The sequence below is a fragment of the Streptomyces sp. NPDC088350 genome (assembly GCF_044753545.1).
Taxonomy (GTDB): domain Bacteria; phylum Actinomycetota; class Actinomycetes; order Streptomycetales; family Streptomycetaceae; genus Streptomyces.
In genome coordinates, this window is record NZ_JBIVNL010000013.1 from 251984 (window position 1) to 274496 (window position 22513).

27 protein-coding genes are annotated in these 22513 nt (G+C 70.1%); 12 read left to right on the top strand and 15 right to left on the bottom strand.

Annotated elements, in window-relative coordinates; translation table 11 throughout:
- Window positions 1-58 precede the first annotated feature (58 nt).
- Window positions 59-496: a MarR family winged helix-turn-helix transcriptional regulator gene (locus ACIQBL_RS38830; protein ID WP_026150457.1), complete on the top strand. Its 438-nt coding sequence runs from the start codon at window positions 59-61 to the stop codon at window positions 494-496.
- A 25-nt stretch (window positions 497-521) separates the two neighbouring features.
- Window positions 522-1880: an MFS transporter gene (locus ACIQBL_RS38835; RefSeq protein WP_401951046.1), complete on the top strand. Its 1359-nt coding sequence runs from the start codon at window positions 522-524 to the stop codon at window positions 1878-1880.
- Window positions 1881-1913: 33 nt separating this feature from the next.
- On the opposite strand, the gene ACIQBL_RS38840 is transcribed toward ACIQBL_RS38835, so the two are convergent.
- Window positions 1914-2426: a GNAT family N-acetyltransferase gene (locus tag ACIQBL_RS38840; protein ID WP_401951049.1), complete on the bottom strand. Its 513-nt coding sequence runs from the start codon at window positions 2424-2426 to the stop codon at window positions 1914-1916.
- Window positions 2427-2452: 26 nt separating this feature from the next.
- Between ACIQBL_RS38840 and thpR the strand changes: the two genes are divergently transcribed.
- Window positions 2453-3007 (top strand): RNA 2',3'-cyclic phosphodiesterase, encoded by a 555-nt coding sequence (gene thpR, locus ACIQBL_RS38845; RefSeq protein ID WP_401951051.1) that lies wholly within the window; start codon window positions 2453-2455, stop codon window positions 3005-3007.
- A gap of 219 nt (window positions 3008-3226) precedes the next feature.
- Here the strand turns inward: thpR and ACIQBL_RS38850 are convergent, their stop codons facing one another.
- Both ACIQBL_RS38850 and ACIQBL_RS38855 read right to left on the bottom strand, forming a co-directional pair.
- Window positions 3227-4219, bottom strand: coding sequence for an aldo/keto reductase (locus ACIQBL_RS38850; RefSeq protein ID WP_401951054.1), 993 nt, complete (start codon window positions 4217-4219; stop codon window positions 3227-3229).
- Window positions 4220-4262: 43 nt separating this feature from the next.
- Window positions 4263-4856 carry a Uma2 family endonuclease gene (locus tag ACIQBL_RS38855; RefSeq protein ID WP_401951057.1) on the bottom strand — a complete coding sequence of 198 codons (594 nt, stop codon included), beginning with the start codon at window positions 4854-4856 and terminating at the stop codon, window positions 4263-4265.
- Between the two features lie 146 nt (window positions 4857-5002).
- On the opposite strand from ACIQBL_RS38855, the gene ACIQBL_RS38860 reads away from it, so the two are divergent.
- Window positions 5003-5776, top strand: a complete 774-nt coding sequence (locus ACIQBL_RS38860; RefSeq protein ID WP_401951060.1) for a Stf0 family sulfotransferase — start codon at window positions 5003-5005, stop codon at window positions 5774-5776.
- On the opposite strand, the gene ACIQBL_RS38865 is transcribed toward ACIQBL_RS38860, so the two are convergent.
- Window positions 5707-6486 carry an SGNH/GDSL hydrolase family protein gene (locus ACIQBL_RS38865; protein WP_401951141.1) on the bottom strand — a complete coding sequence of 260 codons (780 nt, stop codon included), beginning with the start codon at window positions 6484-6486 and terminating at the stop codon, window positions 5707-5709. The genes ACIQBL_RS38860 and ACIQBL_RS38865 overlap by 70 nt on opposite strands.
- A gap of 118 nt (window positions 6487-6604) precedes the next feature.
- Here ACIQBL_RS38865 and ACIQBL_RS38870 point away from each other — a divergent pair, with 118 nt between their 5' ends.
- Window positions 6605-7606, top strand: a complete 1002-nt coding sequence (locus ACIQBL_RS38870; protein WP_401951062.1) for a WD40 repeat domain-containing protein — start codon at window positions 6605-6607, stop codon at window positions 7604-7606.
- Between the two features lie 52 nt (window positions 7607-7658).
- On the opposite strand, the gene ACIQBL_RS38875 is transcribed toward ACIQBL_RS38870, so the two are convergent.
- Window positions 7659-8441, bottom strand: a complete 783-nt coding sequence (locus ACIQBL_RS38875; protein WP_401951065.1) for a TetR/AcrR family transcriptional regulator — start codon at window positions 8439-8441, stop codon at window positions 7659-7661.
- Window positions 8442-8552: 111 nt separating this feature from the next.
- On the opposite strand from ACIQBL_RS38875, the gene ACIQBL_RS38880 reads away from it, so the two are divergent.
- The 3 genes from ACIQBL_RS38880 to ACIQBL_RS38890 all read left to right on the top strand — a co-directional run bounded on the left by ACIQBL_RS38880 (window position 8553) and on the right by ACIQBL_RS38890 (window position 11111).
- Window positions 8553-9557, top strand: coding sequence for an ATP-binding cassette domain-containing protein (locus ACIQBL_RS38880; RefSeq protein ID WP_401951067.1), 1005 nt, complete (start codon window positions 8553-8555; stop codon window positions 9555-9557).
- On the top strand, window positions 9554-10426 hold the full coding sequence (locus ACIQBL_RS38885) for an ABC transporter permease (protein ID WP_401951070.1): 873 nt from the start codon (window positions 9554-9556) through the stop codon (window positions 10424-10426). Before ACIQBL_RS38880 ends, ACIQBL_RS38885 begins: the two co-directional genes overlap by 4 nt.
- A 145-nt stretch (window positions 10427-10571) precedes the next feature.
- A complete protein-coding gene (locus tag ACIQBL_RS38890) occupies window positions 10572-11111 on the top strand; it encodes a hypothetical protein (RefSeq protein ID WP_401951073.1) in 540 nt (179 codons plus the stop codon).
- Between the two features lie 59 nt (window positions 11112-11170).
- Here ACIQBL_RS38890 and ACIQBL_RS38895 read toward each other — a convergent pair whose 3' ends face one another.
- Window positions 11171-11830, bottom strand: a complete 660-nt coding sequence (locus tag ACIQBL_RS38895) for an ester cyclase (protein WP_401951076.1) — start codon at window positions 11828-11830, stop codon at window positions 11171-11173.
- Between the two features lie 95 nt (window positions 11831-11925).
- On the opposite strand from ACIQBL_RS38895, the gene ACIQBL_RS38900 reads away from it, so the two are divergent.
- The gene (locus ACIQBL_RS38900; RefSeq protein WP_401951079.1) at window positions 11926-12384 is read left to right on the top strand and encodes a MarR family winged helix-turn-helix transcriptional regulator; all 459 of its coding nucleotides are present in this window, start codon (window positions 11926-11928) and stop codon (window positions 12382-12384) included.
- A gap of 99 nt (window positions 12385-12483) precedes the next feature.
- Here ACIQBL_RS38900 and ACIQBL_RS38905 read toward each other — a convergent pair whose 3' ends face one another.
- Window positions 12484-12855, bottom strand: a complete 372-nt coding sequence (locus tag ACIQBL_RS38905) for a winged helix-turn-helix transcriptional regulator (protein WP_401951082.1) — start codon at window positions 12853-12855, stop codon at window positions 12484-12486.
- 105 nt (window positions 12856-12960) lie between these two features.
- Between ACIQBL_RS38905 and ACIQBL_RS38910 the strand changes: the two genes are divergently transcribed.
- Window positions 12961-13800, top strand: coding sequence for an SDR family oxidoreductase (locus ACIQBL_RS38910; RefSeq protein ID WP_401951144.1), 840 nt, complete (start codon window positions 12961-12963; stop codon window positions 13798-13800).
- Between the two features lie 94 nt (window positions 13801-13894).
- Here ACIQBL_RS38910 and ACIQBL_RS38915 read toward each other — a convergent pair whose 3' ends face one another.
- Entirely contained in the window at window positions 13895-14308 is a 414-nt protein-coding gene (locus ACIQBL_RS38915; protein ID WP_401951085.1) for an ATP-binding protein, read from the bottom strand.
- A gap of 186 nt (window positions 14309-14494) precedes the next feature.
- On the opposite strand from ACIQBL_RS38915, the gene ACIQBL_RS38920 reads away from it, so the two are divergent.
- A complete protein-coding gene (locus ACIQBL_RS38920; RefSeq protein WP_401951088.1) occupies window positions 14495-15364 on the top strand; it encodes a helix-turn-helix domain-containing protein in 870 nt (289 codons plus the stop codon).
- Window positions 15361-15543 carry a DUF397 domain-containing protein gene (locus ACIQBL_RS38925; RefSeq protein WP_401951090.1) on the top strand — a complete coding sequence of 61 codons (183 nt, stop codon included), beginning with the start codon at window positions 15361-15363 and terminating at the stop codon, window positions 15541-15543. The genes ACIQBL_RS38920 and ACIQBL_RS38925 overlap by 4 nt, the downstream gene beginning before the upstream one ends.
- Before the next feature lie 181 nt (window positions 15544-15724).
- On the opposite strand, the gene serC is transcribed toward ACIQBL_RS38925, so the two are convergent.
- The 7 genes from serC to ACIQBL_RS38960 form a co-directional block, all read right to left on the bottom strand.
- Window positions 15725-16843, bottom strand: a complete 1119-nt coding sequence (gene serC, locus ACIQBL_RS38930; protein ID WP_401951093.1) for a phosphoserine transaminase — start codon at window positions 16841-16843, stop codon at window positions 15725-15727.
- A gap of 93 nt (window positions 16844-16936) precedes the next feature.
- Complete coding sequence (locus ACIQBL_RS38935) at window positions 16937-18160, bottom strand: cytochrome P450 (protein ID WP_401951095.1); 1224 nt, start codon at window positions 18158-18160, stop codon at window positions 16937-16939.
- A 46-nt stretch (window positions 18161-18206) separates the two neighbouring features.
- Window positions 18207-19412, bottom strand: coding sequence for a cytochrome P450 (locus ACIQBL_RS38940; RefSeq protein ID WP_401951097.1), 1206 nt, complete (start codon window positions 19410-19412; stop codon window positions 18207-18209).
- Window positions 19409-20047: a GTP-binding protein gene (locus ACIQBL_RS38945; RefSeq protein WP_401951100.1), complete on the bottom strand. Its 639-nt coding sequence runs from the start codon at window positions 20045-20047 to the stop codon at window positions 19409-19411. The genes ACIQBL_RS38940 and ACIQBL_RS38945 overlap by 4 nt, the downstream gene beginning before the upstream one ends.
- Window positions 20028-20372: a DUF742 domain-containing protein gene (locus tag ACIQBL_RS38950; RefSeq protein ID WP_401951103.1), complete on the bottom strand. Its 345-nt coding sequence runs from the start codon at window positions 20370-20372 to the stop codon at window positions 20028-20030. Before ACIQBL_RS38950 ends, ACIQBL_RS38945 begins: the two co-directional genes overlap by 20 nt.
- Complete coding sequence (locus ACIQBL_RS38955) at window positions 20372-20776, bottom strand: roadblock/LC7 domain-containing protein (protein ID WP_401951106.1); 405 nt, start codon at window positions 20774-20776, stop codon at window positions 20372-20374. The genes ACIQBL_RS38950 and ACIQBL_RS38955 overlap by 1 nt, the downstream gene beginning before the upstream one ends.
- Entirely contained in the window at window positions 20773-22479 is a 1707-nt protein-coding gene (locus ACIQBL_RS38960) for an ATP-binding protein (protein ID WP_401951109.1), read from the bottom strand. Before ACIQBL_RS38960 ends, ACIQBL_RS38955 begins: the two co-directional genes overlap by 4 nt.
- Window positions 22480-22513 lie beyond the last annotated feature (34 nt).

Sequence of the window (22513 nt, forward strand, 5' to 3'; positions counted from 1 at the left end):
GCGTGTCGCATGGCATTCGGCTGGTCTTTAGCGAGAGTAATGAGTTACGCTAAACAACATGCCGGACCTTACCCATGGCGACGACGCTGCCGCTGTGAACTCCCTGCGATCAGCCGTGATGCGGTTGTCCCGTCGACTCAAGCACCAGCGGGTCGACGAGTCACTCAGCCCCACCGAGATGTCGGTGCTCGGCACCCTGTCCACCTGCGGCAGCGCGACCCCCGGCGAGCTCGCTCGCAAGGAGCATGTGCAGCCGCCCTCGATGACCCGCATCGTCGCGCTGCTCGAAGCCAAGGGCCTGGTCCAGCTGGAGCCGCACCCCGAGGACCGGCGTCAGAAGGTCGTCACCAAGACCCCCCAGGCAGAGGCGATGCTCGAAGAGAGCCGCCGCAAGCGCAACGCGTTCCTGGCCGGCCTGGTCGACGGCCTCGACGAGGACGAGTGGGCGAAGATCGTCGCCGCCGCCCCCGTGCTGGAGAAACTCGCGCATCTGTAAGTCCATCTATGTAGGAGGCGACCCTTTGAGTTCGGGACCCGGAGCAGATTCCGCCCCCGCGCCAGCCACCCCCGACTCCCCGCCCACCCCTGACACCCCCGGCAAGTCCTCGATGTTCAGCTCGCTGAGGATCCGGAACTACCGCCTGTTCTTCATCGGCCAGGTCGTCTCCAACACCGGCACCTGGATGCAGCGCATAGCCCAGGACTGGCTGGTCCTCAGCCTCACCGGCTCCTCCGCCGCCGTGGGCATCACGACCGCCCTCCAGTTCCTGCCGATGCTGCTGTTCGGGCTCTACGGCGGTGTCCTCGTCGACCGGCTGCCCAAGCGCCCCACGCTGCTCGTCACGCAGTCCGCGATGGCCCTCACCGGTCTCGCCCTCGCCTTCCTGACCCTCTCCGGCCATGTCCAGGTCTGGCACGTCTACGTCGCCGCCTTCGCCGTGGGCCTCGCCACGGTGGTCGACAACCCGGCCCGCCAGTCCTTCGTCTCCGAGATGGTCGGCCCCGAGCAGCTGCAGAACGCGGTCAGCCTCAACTCGGCGAACTTCCAGTCCGCCCGCCTGGTCGGCCCCGCCGTCGCGGGCGTCCTGATCACCGGCGTCGGCACCGGCTGGGCGTTCCTCTTCAACGGCCTGTCCTTCGTCGCGCCCCTGGCCGGCCTGCTGCTCATGCGCAACCGCGACCTGCACTCCGTACAGCGCGCCCCGCGCGGCAAGGGCCAGCTCCGCGAAGGCCTGCACTACGTCGCCGGCCGCCCCGACCTGATCTGGCCGATCGTCCTCGTCGGCTTCATCGGCACCTTCGGCTTCAACTTCCCGGTGTGGCTGTCGGCCTACGCCGACGACATCTTCCACGCGGGCGCCGGCGCCTACAGCCTCTTCAACACCCTGATGGCGGTCGGCTCCCTGATCGGCGCCCTGCTGGCCGCCCGCCGCGGCACGACCCGCCTGCGCGTACTGATCGCGGCTGCGGTGGCCTTCGGCCTGCTGGAGATCGTGGCGGCCGTAGCGCCCTCCTACTGGCTGTTCGCCCTCCTCATGATCCCGATCGGCATCGCGGGCCTGACGGTCAACGTCACGGCCAACACCGCCGTCCAGATGGGCACCGACCCCGCCATGCGCGGACGCGTCATGGCCCTGTTCATGATGGTCTTCATGGGCGGTACGCCGGTGGGCGCACCGATCGTCGGCTGGATCACCGACGCCTACGGCCCCCGGGTGAGCTTCGCCCTCGGCGGTGTCATCGCCGCCGCCGCGGCGGCCACGATCGGCCTGGTCCTGGCCCGCATGGGCGACCTGCGCCTGTCGTTCGGCTGGCACCACGGCCACCCGAGCGTCGCCTTCGTCCCACGCGAGCGGGAGCAACTGGCCACGGTGGCCTGAGAGTTGCGCGGTACGACTGGACTGGCCCGGGGGTTACACCCTCCGGGCCAGCACCTGTCCCGGCCACGCGTCCTCACCGACGACGAACGCCTCGGTCGCCGTGAACCCGTTGCTCTCGTAGTAGGCGACGAGCTTGCGGTCGTCCCCCGCGTAACAGTCCACCCGCAGCAGGGAGATCCCGGCCGCCCGCGTCACCTCCGCCGCGTGCGCGAGCAGCGCGCCGCCGACGCCGTAGCCCTTGAACCGGCGGTCGGAGGCGAGGAGATGGACGTACCGCTCGGGCTCGTCCACGGCGGCGATGTACGACCCCGGGGAGTCGGTGAGGGTGAGCGTGCCGACGGGGACGCCGTCGACCTCGGCGATGTAGGGCGAACCCTGCGCCACATACCGCTCCACCATCGCCACGGCCTTCGGATTCCGTGACCACGGCGTGCTGCCCCACTGCCCGGTACGCCCCTGAGCGACGAGCCACGCCACCGCGCTGTCGAGCATGCCGAGTATCGCGGGGATGTCGTCCGCGCCGCCGTCCCTGATGCTGATCGCCATGCGTCCATGGTGGCAGGCTGGTCGGCATGAGACTCTTCGCCGCCGTGCTGCCCCCGGAGGACGTCACCGCCGAACTCGCCACGAAAGTGGCCGAGTTGAGGAGCCTCCCGGGCGCGGACGCCCTGCGCTGGACCGGCCGCCCGGGGTGGCACTTCACCCTCGCGTTCTACGGCGAGGTCGACGAGGAGGTCGTACCCGAACTGTCGGCCGCCCTGGAGCGGACCGCGCGCCGGACCGAACCGTTCGGGCTGACGGTGCGTGGGGGCGGGCAGTTCGGGGAGGGGCGGGCGCTGTGGGCAGGGGCGGCGGGCGATCTCGCTGCGCTGCGGCTGTTGGCGGAGGGATGCGAGGAGGCGGTGGCGCGGGAGCACCGGCGTTATCGCGCGCACCTCACGCTGGCGCGGAGCCGGGAGGCGGTCGATGTGCGGCCGTATCTCGACCGGCTCGACGGATTCGTGGGGCGGGCGTGGACGGTGGACGAGTTGGTGCTGGTGCGGAGCAACCTGCCGAGGTCGGGGGTTCCTGGGGAGCAGCCGCGGTACGAGGCGGTCGGCCGTTGGGGGTTTGGGGCGGGCGGTTAGGCTCGGGTACGTGGACCCGAAAACCCGGAACCGGATCATGGCCGGTGCGCTTGTGTTGTTGTTCGTTGTCGTCGCGTTGGCTGCCGCGCTCGGTAGGTGAGGGTGGGGGGAACTGCGCGTCGTTGTCGGGTGCGGGCCGAGTGCGGCTGGTCGCGCCCACGCGGCGGAGCCGCACATGTCACAGCCCCGCGCCCCTAAAGGGGCGCTGTCCTCACGGGATTACCAGGCGAAGGCCTCCGGCGACGGTCCCGGACCCGGGAAGATCTCGTCGAGCGAGGTGAGGAGTTCCTCGCCCAAGTCCAGCTCTACGGCCCTCAGCGCGCTGTCGAGTTGTTCGGCCGTGCGCGGACCCACGATCGGGCCGGTGACGCCGGGGCGGGTGAGGAGCCAGGCCAGGGCCGCTTCGCCGGGTTCGATGCCGTGTTTGTCGAGGAGGTCCTCGTAGGCCTGGATCTGGGCGCGGGAGGTGGGGTTGGCGAGGGTGTCGGCGGCCCGGCCGCTCGCCCGGCGTCCGCCCGAGATCTCCTTCTTGATGACGCCGCCCAGCAGGCCGCCCTGGAGCGGGGACCAGGGGATGACCCCGAGGCCGTACTCCTGCGCGGCCGGGATGACCTCCATCTCGGCGCGGCGCTCGGCGAGGTTGTAGAGGCACTGCTCGCTGACGAGGCCGATGGTGCCGCCGCGGCGGGCGGCGGTCTCGTTGGCCTGGGCGATCTTGTAGCCGGGGAAGTTGGAGGAACCGACGTAGAGGATCTTGCCCTGCTGGACGAGGGTGTCGATCGCCTGCCAGATCTCCTCGAAGGGGGTGGCGCGGTCGATGTGGTGGAACTGGTAGACGTCGATGTAGTCCGTCTGGAGCCGCTTGAGGCTGGCGTCGACAGCCCGGCGGATGTTGAGTGCGGAGAGCTTGTCGTGGTTGGGCCAGGACTCGCCGTCGGCGGCCATGTTGCCGTAGACCTTGGTGGCGAGGACCACCTTGTCGCGGTGGTCGGGGCTCTTGGCGAACCAGTTGCCGACGATCTCCTCGGTACGGCCCTTGTTCTCACCCCAGCCGTACACATTGGCGGTGTCGAAGAAGTTGATGCCCGCGTCCAGCGCCGCGTCCATGATCGCGTGGCTGTCCGCCTCGTTCGTCTGGGGTCCGAAGTTCATCGTGCCGAGGACCAGTCGGCTGACCTTGAGGCCTGTGCGTCCGAGCTGCGTGTACTTCATGGGTAACCAGCCAACGACTTCGAGCGCGCTCTATGCAAGGGGGTCAGTCGCGGGGGAACCCGTCGGTCTTGAGGACGAGGTCGACCACCGTGCCGGTCAGGTCGATGTCGGTGCCGAAGTCCACCCGTACGGGGTCGTCGTAGTCGCCGCTCTTGGGGTCGGTGTAGATGTGGCACCGGCCCTGGTAGGGATCTGCGATGACATAGAGGGGGACCTCGGCCTCCGCGTACGCGAGCCTCTTGTGGACGTAGTCGTTGCCCGCCGTGCCCTTGGAGATGACCTCTGCGACGAACCGTACGTCCTGGTAGCGCCAGTGCCCCTTGGCGTCCTTCTTCGCCGTGTCCTTGAGCAGGGCGATGTCCGGGCAGAAGCCGTTCTCGTGGCCGGGGAAGTCGATGCGGACGTCCGAGAACACCTTGACCTTCCTCCCGAACCTGTCCTCGATGGCCCACAGGAACTCGCGGATGATCTCCCAGTGTGTGTCCCGCTGTGGCGTCATGTGGACGCTGCCCCCGACGATCTCGACCCTGAATCCTTCGGGGACGGGCATACGCTCAAGCCGCTCGAACCATTCGTCCAAGCGCTTGGTGTTGGCGTCGGCGTCGGCCATCGCGATCCTGTCTTCAAGGACGGTCATCGTGGCGCTCCTCCCCGGCTGCCCCACGGACGGGTCCAGCCGCGCAGCACAACGATACGCACGGTGACCGGGATGCGTAGTGATCACGCCATCGTCACCGTCGTTATTCGGTTGCCGCCCACGCCCCCACCCCCGACCCTGTTCCGGTGACCCAGCCGACGGACACGGACACGTACTTCATCTGCGCCACCCCCCGAACCGGCAGCTCCCTCCTCCTGGGCCTGCTCGACTCCACCGGCGTCGCCGGGCACCCGCAGGCCTACTTCCGGGCGCCGGACGAGGTGGCGTGGGCCAAGCGGTGGGGGATCGCCCGCACATCCCAAGGGGCCCTGGACTACGGCGAGTTCGTGCGGGCCGCGCTGGTGGCGGGCCGGACCCGTAACGGGGTCTTCGGGGCCAAGCTCATGTGGGGGACGCACGCCGAACTGACCGGCAGGCTGGCGGGGTGGCACCCCGAACTCGCCGGGGACGAACTGCGGTTGCTGGAGCGGGAGTTCGGGAGGCGGGTGAGGTTCGTCCAGCTGCGGCGGGACGACACGCTGGCCCAGGCCGTCTCGTGGCTGCGGGCCGAGCAGACCGGTGTCTGGTTCGTCGGGGGGAGGGGCGAGATCGGCGGAGGGCAGGACCCCGCCGGGAGCCGGCCCGCTTTCGACCGTGACGCCCTCACCCGCATCATGCGCACGATCGACGAGCACAACGCGGGGTGGGAGCGCTGGTTCGACCGCTACGGCATCCGGCCGTACCGCATCCGCTACGAGGACCTCTCCGCCGACCCGGAAGCCGTCACCCTCCGCGTCCTCGACCACCTCGGTCTCACGCTCCCCGCCGGGGGCCGCGTCACCCCCAGTCATCAGCGCCAGGCCGACCGCCTCAACGAGGAGTGGGGTGCCCGGTACCGGCTGCCGCCCCCCGCCCTCTGATCGTCGGATGCGCTGAACGAGGAGGAGTCCGAGCCGTCCTCGTCGTACTCCCCACCCACCCCCCACGCCTGATGCATCGCCCCCGCGAACGCCCCCGCGATCTTGTGCTCGCCGGACGCGTTCGGGTGGGTGCCGTCGTACGTGTCGTGGGTGACGTCGTACGACTCGGGGAGGGAGGCCAGGAGGAGGGGGGAGCGGGGGTCGTCCAGGTCGGCGACGGCCTTGGCCTGGAGTTCGTTGAAGAGGGCGACCTCGGTGGCGAAGGGGGCGTCGCTCCGGGCGCGGACGTTCGGGATGACCGGGAGGAACACCATGCGGACGGACGGCTTCGCGGTGCGGGCCCGCGCCACGAAGGACCGCATGTTGTCGGCGGTCTGGGTCGCGTTCGTGTAGAAGCCCAGGTCGATCAGGCCGAGGGAGACCAGGAGGACGTCCGCGCGGTGTGCGTGCACCGCCTCGCCGATCAGCGGGGCCATGTGCAGCCAGCCCTCGCCCCAGCCGGCGAGGTGGAAGTGCGGGAAGTCGGGGTCGGCGTACTCGTACGACGTCGGCGTGTCCGTGGCCTTGTCGTACAGCGTCTCGCGCGGGCCGACCACGGCGAACGGGCCGCCGCAGGTCGCGCGCAGGTGCTGCCACATCCGGTAACGCCATGTGTGTTCGCCCGCGCTCCCGATCGTCATGGAGTCGCCTACGGGCATGAACCTGAGCATCCGCTCATGATGGACGATCAACCACCGATCGACGGAACGGGTGCGGTGTGAGGCCCACCACGCCCGGCCCGCCGGGGCGCTCTCCGTGCCGTACGGCGCGGGATGGCAGGCTTGGCGCATGCGTCGCTTCCTCGCGTTCCTCGGCGCCGGCTTCCTCGTCGGCGCGCTCGCCCTTCCCGCAGCAGCAGCGACCGCCGACGACGGCGGCGGCAAGGGCGACAAGGGGTTCACGATCATGGACTCCCGGATCACCGAGTCCAGCGGACTCGCCGCCTCGCACCTGCACCCGGGCATCTACTGGACGCACAACGACAGCGACGACGGCCCGTACATCTACGCCGTCGACAGCGGCACCGGCAAGACCGTCGCCACGGTCACCTTCGGCGGGGTCGGCAAACCGCGTGACGTCGAGGCCATCTCCATCGGGCCGGGCAATCAGATCTACGTCGGCGACATCGGCGACAACCTCGACGGGACCTGGCCGTACGTCTGGATCTACAAGCTGCCCGAGCCGAAGGTGCTCAAGGACCAGACGATCCGGGCCACGCAGTACGTCGTGAAGTACTCGGACGGGGCGCGCAACGCCGAGTCGCTGATCGTGCACCCCAAGACCGGGCGCGTCTACATCATCGACAAGAAGGAGGACGGGGGGCATCTCTTCGAAGGACCGGCCGCCCTCTCCTCCTCCGGCACCAACTACTTCAAGCCCGTCGCCGCCGTCGACCTCTGGGCCACCGACGCCGCCTTCTCGCCGAACGGCCAACAGCTCGCCGTACGCGGCTACTTCGGCGGTATCTACTACGACTGGAACGGCGGGAGGATCAAGCGCGAGGGGCGCCTCGACGTGCCGTTGCAGGGGCAGGGGGAGTCGGTCAGCTACTCCCTCGACGGGACCAAGCTCCTGTACGGGAGCGAGGGCACCGACAGTCCGGTGCAGGCGGAGGACGCGCCCGAGGGGGCCACGTCGTCCTCGTCCAAGTCGCCTTCCGGGAGCGGGAGTTCGGCGAGTGGTGGCGACGGCGGGAGCAGCTCGGGGAACGATGTGAAGGTGGGCGCCCTGGCCGTCGTGGTCGTCTGCGGGGCCGTGTTCGGGCTGCGGCGCCTCACGCGCCGTAGCTGAAGTCCCGGGTGAAGACCTGGGTGAGGGCCTAGGTGAAGTCCCGGGTGAGGGCCTAGGTGAACTCGCTTGCCCCGCCGCGCTGTTGGACGACGACCTCCAGGCCGTCGAGGATGCGGCCGAGCCCGAACTCGAAGTGGTCGAAGCCGGCGGTGAAGGTGTCGGGGGAGAGGGACGCGAGGGTGGGGTAGGCGCCGGTCGCCATGGCCTTCTCCAGGGCCGGAACCTGGGCGCCGTAGAACTCCGCGTCGCTCAGACCGGTGCTGCGGGCCGCCTCCTCCTGGTGGACCTGGGTGCGGGCGGCGCCGACGACGTAGCCGTCGATCATGACGACCGTCGAGACGAGTTCCGGGTCGGTCAGGCCCATGGGGCGGATGCGGCTCAGCAGGTGTTCCAGGGCGGCGAGGGCGCGCGGGCCCAGCAGCGGGCGGGACTGGTTGACGCGCAGCAGCCAGGGGTGGCGGCGGTGGACGGCGAGGGCGTCGCGGGCCGCCGTCTCCAGGGCCGCGCGCCAACCGGAGGTGGCGGCCTCGGCGGCGGGGCGGTCCGGGAAGCGGACGCGGTCCAGCATCAGGTCGAGGAGTTCGGCCTTGCCGGGGACGTACCGGTACAGCGACATCGCGCCCGTGCCCAGGTCGGTGGCCACGCGCCGCATGGAGACCGCGTCGAGCCCCTCCCCGTCCGCGATGCGGATGGCCGCGTCCACGATCCGGTCGACGGTCAGGCCCGGCTTGGGGCCCCGGCTGGGGCGGGGGCCGGTGTCCCACAGCAGTTCGAGGGTGCGGGCGATGTCACCGCTGCCGCTGGATTCCGTCGAGTGGGCGGGCCTGCTCGTCATGCGGGGAGTCTAGGCGGCGGGGCGAAAACCGAGTACACCGTACGCGCAATCGGATACGGTGCACGCAGTTCGCATTGTTTGGAACGCTCGGTACGGGAGGGAGGGAAGAGCATGTCCGGTGCCGACGGGTACGTCGTCGAGGCCGAGGGGCTGGAGAAGCGCTACGGCGACAAACGCGCCCTCGACGGCTTCGACCTGGCCGTCCGCGAGGGCACCGTGCACGGTCTGCTGGGGCCGAACGGCGCCGGCAAGACCACCGCCGTCCGCATCCTCTCCACCCTCGTCCGGCTCGACGGCGGCCGGGCGACGGTCGCCGGTCTCGACGTGGCCAGGCAGCCGCGCCAGGTGCGCACCCGGATCGGGCTGACCGGCCAGTACGCGGCGATCGACGAGATCCTCACCGGCCGGCAGAACCTGGAGATGTTCGGCCGCCTCTTCCATCTCGGGCGCAGGCGGGCCAAGTTGAGGGCGACCCAACTCCTGCGCCAGTTCGACCTGGAGGCCGCCGCCGACAAGGGCGCCGGCGGCTACAGCGGTGGCATGCGGCGGCGTCTGGACCTGGCCGCGTCGATGATCCTCGCCCCGGCCGTCCTCTTCCTGGACGAACCGACCACGGGTCTCGACCCGCGCAGCCGGGGCGAAGTCTGGGAAGCCGTACGGCAGTTGGTGGCCGACGGCACCACCGTCCTCCTCACCACCCAGTACCTGGAGGAGGCCGACCGGCTGGCCTCCCGCATCACCGTCATCGACCAGGGCCGCGCCATCGCCGACGACACCCTCGACGGCCTCAAGAACCGCGTCGGCGGCGACCGCGTCGAGGTCGTGGTGCGCGAACCCGCCCACATCCCCTACGCGTTGCAGGCGGTCGCCCGGGTCGCCCACGGCGGTCAACCGGAGGCCGACATCGCGGAGTTGCGCGTCCACGCACCGGTGGCCGACCGGGTGGGCTCCCTGACCGAAGTCGCCGGATTCCTCCAGCACTTCGGCATCCCGGTCGAGGACATCGGCCTGCGCCGCCCGAGCCTGGACGACGTGTTCCTACGCCTGACCGGCCGCCGTACGGAAGAAGAACCGGAGGCGGCCGAGGCCCCGGAGACCGAGGAGGCGGTGGCATGAGCGGCGGTGTCCCGACGGCGGACGGCACCGGCCGTACGTACCGCAGACGACCGCAGCACGGCCGCCTCTTCTGGACGGTCGCCGACTGCTGGAACGTCGTCCGGCGCGGTCTGACCCACTACCGGCGTCAACCGGTCAGCATCCTCTGGCAGTTGGGCTTCCCGATCCTGTCCGTGCTGCTGTACGGGTATGTCTTCGGCAAGGCGATCCAGGTGCCGGGCGGCGGGGACTACAAGTCGTTCCTGATGCCGGGGATGTTCGTGATGACGGTCGCGATGGGGTTCGTCTCCACGGCGACGATCTTCGTGAACGACTCCAAGAAGGGTGTCATCGACCGGTTCCGCTCCATGCCGATGGCGCCGTCGGCGGTGGTGGCGGGCCGCGGCGCGACCGATCTGATCGTCTCCTGCGCGGAGTTGGGCATCATGATGGCCACGGCGTACGGCATGGGCTGGCGCCCGGAGTTCGGCACCGGCCCCCTCTTCGGCCACGGCCTCGGCTTCGTGAAGGCCGTCGTACTGCTGCTGTCGCTGCGCTTCGCGCTGATCTGGGTGGGTGTCTGGCTCGGGCTGCTGCTGCCGGGGCCCGAGCAGGTGGGCGGGCTGTTCGCGATCGTGTTCCCGCTGACGATGATCTCCAGCATCTACGTCTCCCCGCAGCAGATGCCCCACTGGCTCGGCCGGGCGGCCCTCTGGAACCCGCTCTCCTCGACGGCCGGCGCCACCCGCGCGCTCTTCGGCGCGCCGACGGGCCAGGGCACGTCCTGGCCGGAACAGCACGCGCTGCTGCTCGCCGGGGCGTGGCCGGCCGCGCTGACACTGGTGTTCCTGCCGTTGGCGGTACGGAGGTTCCGCAGGCTCAGCCGGTAGGTGTTCGTGGTGCGACGGCGCCGGTCGATGCAACCCCTCGCCTTGTTGCGGTGAAGGTGACCGACTCGCGCACCCCCACTCCGCCCGGCAACTACTCTGCGGTTACGCCGTGTTACTCAGTGCGGCCGGACTGAGGAGGAATCCTGTGTCATCGCCTTGCGACCCCCAGTACGCACCCGTCGGTGACGTGGGCGCGGTGCTCATGATGGTCGACTCCCGGCTCAAGGCCGTACACGACGGCAAGTCCGCGACCGACCCCGAACAGCAGGCGCTGATGGACCAGTTCGTCGCGTCGCTGGGTCCCGGCGGGCTCGACGATCTGCTGAACGGCGCGTGCACGCTCATCTATATGTTCATGACGTGGCTGAGGAAGGCCCACGAGAGCCAGGACAAGGACGTCCTGGAGTACGTGGTGCCGACGCTGGTGGCCACGATGCGGATGATGCCCCGGAGTTGTCCCCCCGAGGTCATCCCGATGATGGCCGGCCTGACCATCGCGGCCGGCACCGGTCTGAGTCCCAACCTGTGGCGTCAGCAGTACGGGGACTGGACCAAGGAGGAGATGACTCCGCTGGAGGCGACCGCGTTCCTGCTCGCTGAGCACATCAACCGCATCACCGAGAACCCCGAGTTCGCCACCCGCATGATCATGGAGGCGCTGAACAACGCGGGTGGCGAAGGGTAGTTCTCCGGCAGGGACTTCCTCCGGCGGTTCACTTCCTCCGGCGGTTCCGATCCCGATCCTCAGGCCAGGCCGATCTGCCGCTGCATCGTCAGCTGGTCGAAGAAGAGGTACTCCTCCTCCATCACGCCCCGCTTGTTCAGGACGCCGATCGTCGCCATGTGCAGAGCGAACGGCTTCCCGGTGGGCTGGATGAAACCGCCCTCGCCGTCCGGCATCGGGCCGGTGAAGGTGCCCTCCCAGACGCCGGTCACGGCGACGAAGTTCGCCTTGGCTATGCGGACGGGGTGCACCTCGATCTTGATGTCCGGCGCCCACAGGAACTGCGCCTTCATGTCCTCGATGTGGATGTCCAGCCCGTCGGTGTAGTGGCCGTCGGGCCAGTGGACGCGCACGTCCTGGTCGTGGCTCTCGTCGAACCGGTCCCATTCCTGATGGGTGTAGACGTCGAAGTCCGCGACGTCGAACATCTCCAGGTTGCGGCGCTCCTCCCGGGTGAGGTCCCTGGGCCAGGGGTACTCCTCGCGCGTCTTGACCGGATCCCCCATCTTGCGCCCGTTCCTCAGCACGCGCCCGCGGTCGCCCCGCCCGCCCGTGTGCGTGCCCGGGGCGGGGTAGCGGCCGGCGGCCTCGGCGGGGGTCCCGCCGTCGAGGACGGTGGTGAGGGCCAGGGCGCCGAAAGCGGCTCCGGCGCCACCCCTGATCACGGCACGACGATCCATGTGTCATCACTCCTGCTGAGCAGTTGGCGAGAACTTTACCTGCGCACACAATTACATAAGTTAGGTGCGCATGCAAGTAGTCATAGAATGGGTCCATGCCCGACGACAGCGACCCGATCGCCCCTCTGACCGCCGATGAATACGCCCTGGTCAAGGCGCTACGGCCGGCGATGGCCGCCCTGACCCGCACCCTGGACGCGAACCTTCAGCCCATGGGTCTGACGCACGCCGAGTACGTCGCCCTGATGTTCCTGTCCGAGGCCCCCGACCGCGCGCTGCGCCTGGGTGACCTGGCCGAGCTGTGCCAGCAGTCCGCCTCCCACATGGGGCGTACCGTGCAGCGACTCCAGGGCGAAGGGCTGGTCGTGCGGGAGCAGTGCAGCGAGGACGCCCGTTCCTTCCGGGCCGTCCTCACCGCCGCCGGCCTCGCGCGCCTCGAACAGGCCTGGCCGCTGCACATCGCGGGCGTCCGGCACCGGCTGTTCGACCAGCTGGAGGGCGTCGACGTCGGAAAGCTCGCGGCGGCGTTCGAGCGCATCGCCGCAGCCGGGTGAGGCAACCCCTCACGTTGTTGCCTTGTTGCCTTGTTGCCTCGTTGCCGAGAAGGTGGCGAAGGTGGCGAAGGGGTGGAACTCCGGCTCAGGGCTTGAGTGTTATCCCGCGTCGCGCGGCGACAGTCGCCGTGTGACCCGGTCCAGCAGGTCCGTCAGCGGCTCGCCGACTTCCCGGCCGAACTCGGTCAGCCCGTAGGTGACTTGGGGCGGGGTCGTCGGCTCGACCTCCCGCCAGAGCAGGCCGTCCTGGACCAGGGCGCGCAGGGTCTGGGCGAGCATCTTCTCGCTGATGCCCTGGATGCTCTCGCGCAGCTCGTAGAACCGGAGGCTGTTGGCCCGCAGGGCGATCAACACCCACACGCCCCACCTGCTGGTCACATGGTCGACCACGTCGCGCGCGGGGCAGTCGGTGTGAAACACCTCATACGGCTTCTCCGCCTCGCCCCCGCTGCGCTGCACGCCTCCCGCCATGTGCGGAGCTTACCCCGAGGTATGTCCTTACCGATAGTTAGCCCTGCCTCTAGCGTGAAGGCCACAGAAGACAGGTGCCAGGTGACAGGTGACAAGGGGCTGATCATGATCGTGGTGACCGGGGCTACCGGAAATATCGGCCGGCCGTTGACGCGGGCGCTGGCCGAGGCGGGCCGGCAGGTGACGGCGGTGTCGCGGCACACGGCGGAGGTGCCGGACGGCGTGCGCCACGTCACGGCCGACCTGGCCGACCCGGCCGGCCTCGAACCCGCGCTGGCCGGAGCGAAAGCGCTGTTCCTCCTGCTGTCCGGCGACCTGCACGCCGCCGGAGCCGACCCGGCCGACATCATTCGCGCGGCCGGGACCGCCGGGGTCCGCCGGGTCGTCCTGCTCTCCACACTGGGCGTGGTGACCAGGCCCTTCGGCGCGACGCGGATCGCGATGCGCGCGCTGGAAGACGTGCTGCGGGAGTCCGGCCTGGAGTGGGCCGTCCTGCGACCGGGCGGCTTCGCCTCCAACGCCCTGTGGTGGGCCGAGTCCATCCGCGAGCGCCGGGTCGCCGCCGCGCCCTTCGGCGACATCGGGGTACCGGTCGTCGACCCGGCGGACATCGCCGAGGTCGCGGCGGCCTGTCTGCTGGAAGACCGTCACAACGGGGGCGTGTACGAGCTGACCGGCCCGGAGGTGATCACGCCGCGCGGCCAGGCGGAGGCCATCGCCGCCGAGTTGGGCTCGCCGGTGCGGTTCCACGAACTCACCCGCGACGAGGCCAAGGCAGCCATGGCCCAGAGCATGCCGGCGGAGCTCGCCGAGGACACCCTGACCATCCTCGGCGCCCCGAACCCGGCCGAGCTGCGCGTCAGCCCGGACATCCAGCGGGTCCTCGGGCGCGCCCCGCGGCCGTTCGCCGACTGGGCGGGGCGCAATATCGCCGCGTTCCGCTGAGGCCGGCGGCTGAAGCGAGCGGCTGAGAATGGACGCCCGCGAGAATTCCATGTCTCTCAAGGGAGTTCGGGGCGTGACCAGGCGGGCCGGCGCGTCATAAAGCCGCCGGAACATGCGCCCCCTCCAGCCCGAACCGGGCCCACACGCACTTCGCGTACGGCTCCTGTCGGCATCCCCAGCCGTCGGCCAACGCGGCGACGAGTGCGAGGCCCCGTCCGCCTTCCTCCTCCGGGGTCGAGTCGTGGGGGCGGGGGAGTCTGTCCCGGTCCGGGTCGGACACCTCAAGGACCAACTCCGTGTCGTCGAGGGTGAGTTCGACCTTGATCTGGGAGTGGGAGACCCGGCAGTGGGTCACGGCGTTGGTCACGAGTTCGTTCGCCAACAGGGTTACGGCGTCGGCGAGTTCGTCGGTGATACCCCAGTCCGCGAGGGTCTTGCGGAGCCGTTGGCGGGCGGTGGGGACGTGCCGGCGGTGTTTGGGGATGCGGAAGCTCTCGGACGCGGGCATGGGGAACTCCGTCCTGACGTGCCGTCAAGGTGGGCTGTGCTGCGGCGCCTTGATGAAGCTACGGCCGGATTCGGCGTCCTCGCAACAGGTTCGAGTGAATGCATTCACTTGTCCACTCGATCGAGTGACATGCTCTCGGATGTAGCGGTCTGTGTGGCATCGTTGCCGAAGGAGAGGGGAGGTCCCATGCCCGCAGGGGGACGGCCGACGGTACGCAGCAGGCGTTTGGGTACGGCACTCAGGCAGTACCGGCACGCCGCCAAGCTCGATCAGCCGGAGGCCGCCGAGGTCATCGCGTCAAGTCAGGCCAGGATCAGTCGCCTTGAGAGCGGTCATGTCACCGCGCGTGTGATCGAAGTGCGGCTGCTGCTGGATGCGTACGGCGTCACGGACCATGAAGTACGGGTCAAACTGGAGGACTTGGCCAAGCACTCCAAGAACCGGGGCTGGTGGCTGGAGCATGCCGCACACCTGAGGCCGGACTACGTCGATCACATCGCGTTGGAGGACGACGCGAGCTATATCCGCGAGTGGCAGCCGGTGATGATGCCGGGCCTCCTGCAAACTCCGGGCTATGCGGAGGCAGTTATCGCCGCCAGTCCCCACTACATCGAGCCGGAGCGGGCCGCCCAGTTGGTGAAGGTCCGTGTGGGGAGGCAGGTGAAGATCGAAGAGGGTGGGGCCTCGTACACAGCGATCCTTTGGGAAGCCGTCCTCGCGCAACCGCTGGTGAGTGTCGAGATTCACCGGGAGCAGTTGTCCGCGATCCTTGAAGTCGGAAAGCGGAAGAACGTCACCGTACAGGTGCTGCCGGTCAGTGCGGGCGTGCTGGCGGGTTACTCCTCCGCCTTCTCCTCCTTCAGCTTCGACGAGGAACCGACGGTCGAAGCGGTCGCCATGGACAATCTGCGAGGCACGTCGATCCTTGAAGGAGCCGAAGACCTTGCCGCTTACGCCAGTGCGTTCGACCTACTACGATCGTCAGCGTTGACACCGGACGCGAGCGCGAAGCTCATCCGGGGCATATTGCGGAGCTTGAAGGAAGACGCATCGTGACCGAGGTTGTTAGCCCCTTCTGGAAGTCCTCGTACTCGGGGGCGGAGAACGCCTGCGTCGAGGTCGCCGACACATCCACCCACGGCCGAGCCGTCCGCGACAGCAAGCACCCGGGAGACGGTGGCCCCCTCCTCGCTGTCTCCCGCGAGAGCTGGCACGGCTTCATCCAGCAGTTCTGACCCCACCAGACAGGACCCTCCGCGCAGAAATGTGACACTTCCAGTACCAACTGTCACATTTCCGCGCCCCACCTCCCTGGCACCGAGCGTCCCCGCTCACCGCGCAACTTCGAAGACCCGACGACAAAGGGCGCCCCGCGGTCGATCCGCAGGGCGCCCTCCGGCGTCGTAGCGAAGACGACTACAGCTTCTCGATGACGTAGTCGACGCAGCGCGTCAGCGCCTCGACGTCCGCCGGGTCGATCGCCGGGAACATCGCCACGCGGAGCTGGTTGCGGCCGAGCTTGCGGTAGGGCTCGGTGTCGACGATGCCGTTCGCGCGGAGGACCTTGGCGACGGCCGCCGCGTCGATCTCGTCGGCGAAGTCGATCGTGCCGATGACCTGGGAGCGCTTGGTGGCGTCCGCGACGAAGGGCGTCGCGTACTTGCTGTCCTCCGCCCAGGTGTAGAGGCGGCTGGACGAGTCCTTCGTGCGGGTCGTCGACCAGGCCAGGCCGCCCTGGCCGTTGATCCACTCCAGCTGCTCGTTGAGGAGGAACAGGGTGGAGAGGGCCGGGGTGTTGTACGTCTGGTTCTTGCGGGAGTTGTCGATCGCCGTGGGGAGGCTGAAGAACTCCGGGACGTGGCGGCCGGACGCGTGGACGCGCTCCGCGCGCTCGATCGCGGCGGGGGAGAAGACGCCGATCCACAGGCCGCCGTCGGAGGCGAAGGACTTCTGCGGGGCGAAGTAGTAGACGTCCGTCTCGGCGATGTCGACCGGGAGGCCGCCCGCGCCCGAGGTGGCGTCCACGAGGACCAGCGCGCCCTCGTCGGCGCCCGCCACGCGCTTGATGGGAGCGGCCACGCCCGTCGACGTCTCGTTGTGCGTGTACGCGTACACGTCCACGCCCGCCTCGGCGGCCGGCTCCGGGTGTGTGCCGGGGGCGGACGAGATCACCGTCGGCTCGGCCAGCCACGGCGCCAGCTTGGCCGCCTTGGCGAACTTCGAGCTGAACTCGCCGAAGGTCAGGTGCTGCGACTTGTTCTCGATGAGGCCGTGCGTCGCGACGTCCCAGAAGGCCGTCGAGCCGCCGTTGCCGAGGATCACCTCGTAGCCCTCGGGGAGGGAGAACAGCGCGGAGACGCCCTCGCGCACCTTGCCCACCAGGTTCTTGACCGGGGCCTGGCGGTGGGACGTACCCAGCAGAGACGTACCGGTGGCGGCCAGCGCGTCCAGCGCCTCCGTCCGCACCTTGGAGGGGCCAGCGCCGAAACGTCCGTCGGCGGGCTTGATGTCAGCGGGGATCTGGATATCAGCCACGAACCGGAGGGTATCCCCTCGGTGAAACCGGACGGAAACCCGTCCGTTCGATGAGACGACCCCTCCGGCCCGTGGACAGGCGGACAGCTGGAATCAGGCGCGCGGAGCGAGCCGTACCGGCAGCTCGAAGATGTCGTTCTGCGTCACCACCGGCTTGTTGCGGAGTTCCGACGCCGGGACGGCCAGGTCCAGGTGCGGGAAACGCTCGTAGAGGGCCGGGAGTGCCACGTCCGCCTCCAGGCGGGACAGGGCCGCGCCGGGGCAGACGTGCGGGCCGTGGCCGAAGGAGATGTGGCGGTTCTCGCTGGTGCGGGTGATGTCGAACTCGCCCGCCGTCGGGCCGTGCGCCTGCTCGTCGCGGCCGATCGCGGCGTACGACACGATCAGCGCGTCCCCGGCCGGGAGGACCTTGTCGCCGACCTGGACGTCCTCCGTGGCGAAGCGGATCAGGACGTGCGAGGTGGGCGTCGAGTGGCGCAGGGTCTCCTCGACCACCGAGGACCAGTCGGCCTCGCCGGCCAGGACCAGGGCGCGCTGGACGGGGTGCGTCGACAGGTTGACGACCGCGTTGACGATCAGCGAGATCGTCGTCTCGTGGCCCGCCGCGACCATCAGCTGGAGTGTGGAGACGATCTCCTCGTCGGTGAGGTGGTCGCCGTCCTCGGAGGCCGCGATCAGCGCCGACGTCAGGTCGTCGCCGGGCTCGGCGCGCTTGGCCGCGACCGTTTCCGCCATGATGCCCGCGAGTTCCGTCAGCGTCGCGATGACCTCCGCCGGCGGGGTCTGCGTCGAGAAGAACTTCTCGAACAGCTCCTTCAGGCGCGGCAGTCGGTCCTCCGCCATGCCCATGAGGTCGGCGATGACGTACATGGGGAGCGGGTACGCGAACTCCGCCTTCAGGTCCACGACTTCACCCTCGGCCGCCTCAACTCCGTTGAGCAGGCCCTCCGTCAGCTTCGCGATCCGCTCCCGCATCTGCTCCACCCGGCGCGGGGTGAGCGCCTGCGCGACCAGCGTGCGCATCCGGCGGTGGTCGGCGCCGTCCACGGTCAGCATCGAACGGCCCGGGTTGGCCAGCCCGATCAGCGGCCAGTCCGCGGGGATCTCACCGCGCTGCCAGGCACCCCAGACGTTGATGTCCTTCACCAGCCGCGGATCCGTGAGCAGCTGTTTCGCCTCGGCGTGACGGGTCACCGCCCACACGGGCACGCCACCGGGCAGTTCTACGGCGGCCAGCGGACCGGCCGCGCGAAGCCTGGCGCTCTCGCCGTCCAGGTCGCCGACGAAGGGGTCGAGGACTATGCGCGTGCTGGTCATACGGGGATGCCTCCAGGGGCGTGACGGACGTAGGACGTACGCGAGATCAGAGCGCGGGTACGGGCGTGAAACGGACCGGCAGTTCGGTCAGGCCCCGCAGCCACGGCGAGGGCCTGCGGGTGAGGGACTCGGCCGGGACCGCCAGGTCGATGTCCGGCAGCCGGTCCAGTACGACCTCGATGCCCGTCCGCGCGACGACCTCGGCGACCTCCTGCGCGGGGAACGGACACCGGTGCTCCCCGTGCCCGAAGGAGAAGTGCGCGTTGTTGCCGCCGGTCAGCGCGGAGCCGTCGGTGCGGACCTGGGGGTCGGAGTTGGCGCCCTGGAGACCGAGGAGCAGCAGGTCGCCGGCGCGGATGCGACGGCCGCCGAGCTGGGTGTCGCGGGAGGCCCAGCGCCCGGCGACGTTCTGCGTCGGGGTGTCCTCCCACAGGACCTCGTTCATCGCCTCGGCGACACTGTTGCGGCCACCGAAGAGGGAGGCCGCGAACCGGTCGTCGGTCAGCATCAGGCGCAGCGAGTTGCCGATCCAGTCGGCGGTCGGCTGGTGGCCGGCCGCCATCATCACCATCAGGTCCTGGGCGATCTCCAGGTCCGAGAAGCCGCTCGCGTGCGTGAGCATCCGCGACACGACGTCGTCGGCCGGCCTCGCCTTCCGGTCGGCCAGCAACTGCCCCATGGACTCGGCGAGATGGGTCTGCCCGGCGATCGCCCGCTCACGTCCGTCGATCATGTCGTTGAGCGCGGTGACCAGGCCGGGGCCCTGCTCGTCCGCGAAGCCGTACAGGCGGGCCAGGACGCGTACCGGCAGCAGCATCGCGTAGTCGCCGACGAGGTCCGTCTCGCCCTTGGCGCAGATCCCGTCGATCAGCTCGTCCGCGAACTTCTCGGCGTAGCCGCGCAGTTCGGACGGGTCCACCGCCTCCAGCGCGTCGCTGATCATGCCGACGCGCTCGCGGTGGCGTTCGCCGACCGTGTAGAGGATCGACGGCTGCTTGCGGCCGATCATCGGCAGCAGCGGCCAGTCGTCGGGGATGTGGTCCCACTGGCTCCACAGGTCCGAGTCCCGGCTGAACAGCACCGGATCGCCGGTGACCTGGTGCAGCTCGCGGTAGCCGAGCACCAGCCAGGCCGGGATGTCGCCGTCGAGCACCACCGGGGTCACGGCGCCGTGCGCGCTCCTCATCTCCCGGTACAGCCGCGCCGGTTCGGTCTGGAACCTGGGTCCACTCAGCGGTACGGGCGCGGTCACAGGGCCAACTCCTGGTGCGGGGCGGGGACTTCGGGGCGGGCGGGGCCCGTGGCGCCGTAGACGCTCTTGACGTGCTCGACCAGGGTGATCAGGACCTGTTTCGCGGACGCGCGGGAGCGGGCGTCGCAGTCGAGGAGGGGGATGTGCGGGTCGAGGTCGAGGGCCTCGCGGATCTGCTGCGGGGCGTAGGTGGGGCCGCCGAAGTCGTTGCAGGCCACGATGAAGGGGGTGCCGTGGTGTTCGAGGCGGTCGATGGCGTACCAGGAGTCGCCGATGCGGCGGGTGTCGACGAGGACGACCGCGCCGAGCGTGCCGGAGAACAGGCGGTCCCAGAGGAACCAGAAGCGTTCCTGGCCGGGGGCGCCGAACAGGTACAGCACGTTGCGGGCGTCGAGCGTGACGCGGCCGAAGTCGAAGGCGACCGTGGTCGCGGACTTGCCGCGCACCTCGCTGATGTCGTCGAAGGCCTCGCCGGCCTTCGTCATCGTCTCCTCGGTGTTGAGGGGACGTATCTCGCTGACCGAGCGGACCAGCGTGGTCTTGCCGACGCCGAAGCCGCCCACGACCACGATCTTCAGGCCGTTGTCGGCGGAGGCACCCAACGGGGTGCGCGCGTCAGAGGTTGCGGAGTCCAACGAGCACCTGTTCCAGGACGTCGGGATCGAGGACCGCCTTGCGCGGATGCCGGGCACTGACCCGGCCGGCCGCGAGAAGGTCGGAGAGGAGGATCTTGGTGATGCTCACCGGGAGCTTCAGTTCGGCCGCCAACTCCACGACGGCCGTGGGGTGTTCGGTGAGCCGCAGGATCGCCGCGTGCTCCGACTGCATCCCGGTCACCGGATCGCACTCGGCGACCACGAGGGTCACCAGGTCGAACGGGCTGTCCGGCGCGGAGCGGGCGCGGCCTCCGGTGAGCGTGTAGAGGCGGTCGGGTGAGTCGTCCCTGCCGGGGCGGCTCATCACGAACGGGGTTCCGCGCGCAGGTGCTCGCCGAGCTGTTCCACCAGCTCGCTCATGTTGTGCCCGATCAGCCCCGCGTCCGCGTCCTCGCTGGTGACGAGGGCCAGGTGCGCGCCCTCGCCCGCCTCGACGATGAACAGCACCCCGCCGTAGAACTCGGTCATCGCGGAGCGCACACCGCCGCTGCCGTCCCCGAACTCCACCGACGCGCCGTGCGACAGCGACTGGATTCCGGCGGCGATCGCGGCGAGCTGGTCGGCCTGGTCGACGGAGAGTTCGGGCGTCCGGCACAGCTTCAGGCCGTCCCGGGACAGCACGAGCGCGTGCCGCGCGCCCGGGGTGCGCTCCAGGAGGCCCTCGATGAGCCAGGTGAGCTTCTCGTCGGCTGTCGTCGTGCCGGTCATGAGGTGGGGTTGCCTTCCGCGTGCGGGTGGGAGAGGGAGAGGGGCTCTGCCGGTTCGGTGCGCTCCGGCTCCGACTCCGGTGCGGGCGTGGGCTGTTCGGCCCCCGCGCCGCGCACGGCCTGCCGGAAGCTGTGGAAGCGGGCCGCCCGCGCCAGGGTGTCGTCGGCCGAGGGCGCGCGGCTCGGCACGGGCGCCACGGGCGGGGACTCGGCACGCGCGCGTGACCGCTCGGCCTCCGCCAGGGCCTGGCCCCGGCGCCGCTTGGGCAGGCCTTCCGGGAGACTGCTCGGCGCGTCGGACAGGGGGCCGCGGTCCGGTGACTCGTGGGTGGGCACCGGGTCGGGGTCCAGGTCGGAGAGGGAGCGCCCGGAGGCGTACGACACCCACGGCTCCTCTGCGGCGCCAGGTTCCGGCCCCGGTTCCGGCCCGGTTTCCGGCTCAGGGCCGGGCCGCGCGGCCGGCGGCTCGGGCAGCGCGAGGGACTCCTGCGGTACCGGGGCGTCCTGAGGCACCAGGATGTCCTGCGGTACGAGCATCAGGACGCCTGTGCCGCCGCGCGCGGAGGGCCGGTACGACACCTTCAGGCCGTACTTGCGGGCCAGCCTGCCGACCACCGCGAGGCCCAGCCGGGTGCCGGTGAGGCCGCCCAGTTCGGCCGAGTCGCCGCTCACCGCCCGTTCCGCGCGCCGCAGTTGGATGTCGCCCATGACCAGGCCGCTGTCCTCCACGGACACGATGACCCCGGCCGGCACCTCCTCGACGTACACATGCACCTCGGCGCTCGGCGGCGAGAAGTTCGCCGCGTTGTCGAGGAGTTCGGCCAGCGCGTGCATCACCCCCTCGGCCGCGTGCCCGGCGACGGCGGCGTCGCTCGCGGAGTGCACCCGCACCCGCTGGTAGCCGCTGATCCGGCCCATCGCGCCCCGCAGGATCGACTCCATGACGATGGGACGGGCCCAACGGCGTCCGGAGCGGGCGCCGGTGAGCACGGCGACGGAGTCGGCCAGCCGGCCCGCCTGCGCGGTGCGGTGGTCGAGGTGGAGGAGATCGGTGAGGACGTCCTCGTCCGAGTGCCGCTCCTCCATGCCGCGCAGGTCGGCGAGCATGCCGGTGGCCAACGCCTGCATCCGGCCCGCCGCGTTGGCGGTCGCGGAGAGCGCGGCGGCACGCTCGTGGGAGTCCCGGCGGGCCCGCTCGGACAACTGCTTGTTCTCGGCGGTCAGCCGGGCGCGCTCCAACTCGCTCTCCTCCGTGAGGCGGGTGCGCTCCTCGGCGAAGGACGTGGTGAGCCGCATCCGCTCCTGGGAGAAGTCGGAGATCAACCGGGCGCGTTCCTGCGAGAGTTCCGCGGTCAGCCGGGCCCGCTCGTGGGTCAGCTCCTCGGTCAGCTGCACCCGCTCCCGGTCGAACTCCGCGCTCAGCCGCGCCCGTTCCTGCAACAGCCGCCCCGCGTCCAGCGTGACGGCCTCCAGCCGGCGGCGGGTGATACGGACCGTCTGGTAGGCGTGCGCGGCGATCGCGACGGCCGCGCACAGCAGCAGCGCTCCGGCCGCCGCACCGCAGGCCATCGGGAGGCGCTTCGCGTCGGGTGTCACATAGACCGCGCCGACGACCGCGAGCCCGGCCAGTACGGCGGTGAGTACGGGGGCGGGAGCGACGGTGCGGAAGGTGGGGCGTTCGCCGGCAAGTATGGGGGCGGTCATGAAGGGGGTCCTCGGTCGGGTCCTCGGGCGTCTT

Coding starts and splice junctions, on each gene's coding strand:
- ACIQBL_RS38895 (WP_401951076.1), bottom strand. CDS start 11,830: ATGGATCGTCGTGCCGTGATCAGGGGTGGCGCCGGAGCCGCTTTCGGC.
- ACIQBL_RS38855 (WP_401951057.1), bottom strand. CDS start 4,856: ATGACCGTCCTTGAAGACAGGATCGCGATGGCCGACGCCGACGCCAAC.
- ACIQBL_RS38935 (WP_401951095.1), bottom strand. CDS start 18,160: ATGACCAGCACGCGCATAGTCCTCGACCCCTTCGTCGGCGACCTGGAC.
- ACIQBL_RS38885 (WP_401951070.1), top strand. CDS start 9,554: ATGAGCGGCGGTGTCCCGACGGCGGACGGCACCGGCCGTACGTACCGC.
- ACIQBL_RS38880 (WP_401951067.1), top strand. CDS start 8,553: ATGTCCGGTGCCGACGGGTACGTCGTCGAGGCCGAGGGGCTGGAGAAG.
- ACIQBL_RS38960 (WP_401951109.1), bottom strand. CDS start 22,479: ATGACCGCCCCCATACTTGCCGGCGAACGCCCCACCTTCCGCACCGTC.
- ACIQBL_RS38840 (WP_401951049.1), bottom strand. CDS start 2,426: ATGGCGATCAGCATCAGGGACGGCGGCGCGGACGACATCCCCGCGATA.
- ACIQBL_RS38865 (WP_401951141.1), bottom strand. CDS start 6,486: ATGCTCAGGTTCATGCCCGTAGGCGACTCCATGACGATCGGGAGCGCG.
- ACIQBL_RS38915 (WP_401951085.1), bottom strand. CDS start 14,308: ATGCCCGCGTCCGAGAGCTTCCGCATCCCCAAACACCGCCGGCACGTC.
- ACIQBL_RS38910 (WP_401951144.1), top strand. CDS start 12,961: ATGATCGTGGTGACCGGGGCTACCGGAAATATCGGCCGGCCGTTGACG.
- ACIQBL_RS38900 (WP_401951079.1), top strand. CDS start 11,926: ATGCCCGACGACAGCGACCCGATCGCCCCTCTGACCGCCGATGAATAC.
- ACIQBL_RS38870 (WP_401951062.1), top strand. CDS start 6,605: ATGCGTCGCTTCCTCGCGTTCCTCGGCGCCGGCTTCCTCGTCGGCGCG.
- ACIQBL_RS38830 (WP_026150457.1), top strand. CDS start 59: ATGCCGGACCTTACCCATGGCGACGACGCTGCCGCTGTGAACTCCCTG.
- ACIQBL_RS38950 (WP_401951103.1), bottom strand. CDS start 20,372: ATGAGCCGCCCCGGCAGGGACGACTCACCCGACCGCCTCTACACGCTC.
- ACIQBL_RS38955 (WP_401951106.1), bottom strand. CDS start 20,776: ATGACCGGCACGACGACAGCCGACGAGAAGCTCACCTGGCTCATCGAG.
- thpR (WP_401951051.1), top strand. CDS start 2,453: ATGAGACTCTTCGCCGCCGTGCTGCCCCCGGAGGACGTCACCGCCGAA.
- ACIQBL_RS38875 (WP_401951065.1), bottom strand. CDS start 8,441: ATGACGAGCAGGCCCGCCCACTCGACGGAATCCAGCGGCAGCGGTGAC.
- ACIQBL_RS38920 (WP_401951088.1), top strand. CDS start 14,495: ATGCCCGCAGGGGGACGGCCGACGGTACGCAGCAGGCGTTTGGGTACG.
- ACIQBL_RS38905 (WP_401951082.1), bottom strand. CDS start 12,855: ATGGCGGGAGGCGTGCAGCGCAGCGGGGGCGAGGCGGAGAAGCCGTAT.
- ACIQBL_RS38850 (WP_401951054.1), bottom strand. CDS start 4,219: ATGAAGTACACGCAGCTCGGACGCACAGGCCTCAAGGTCAGCCGACTG.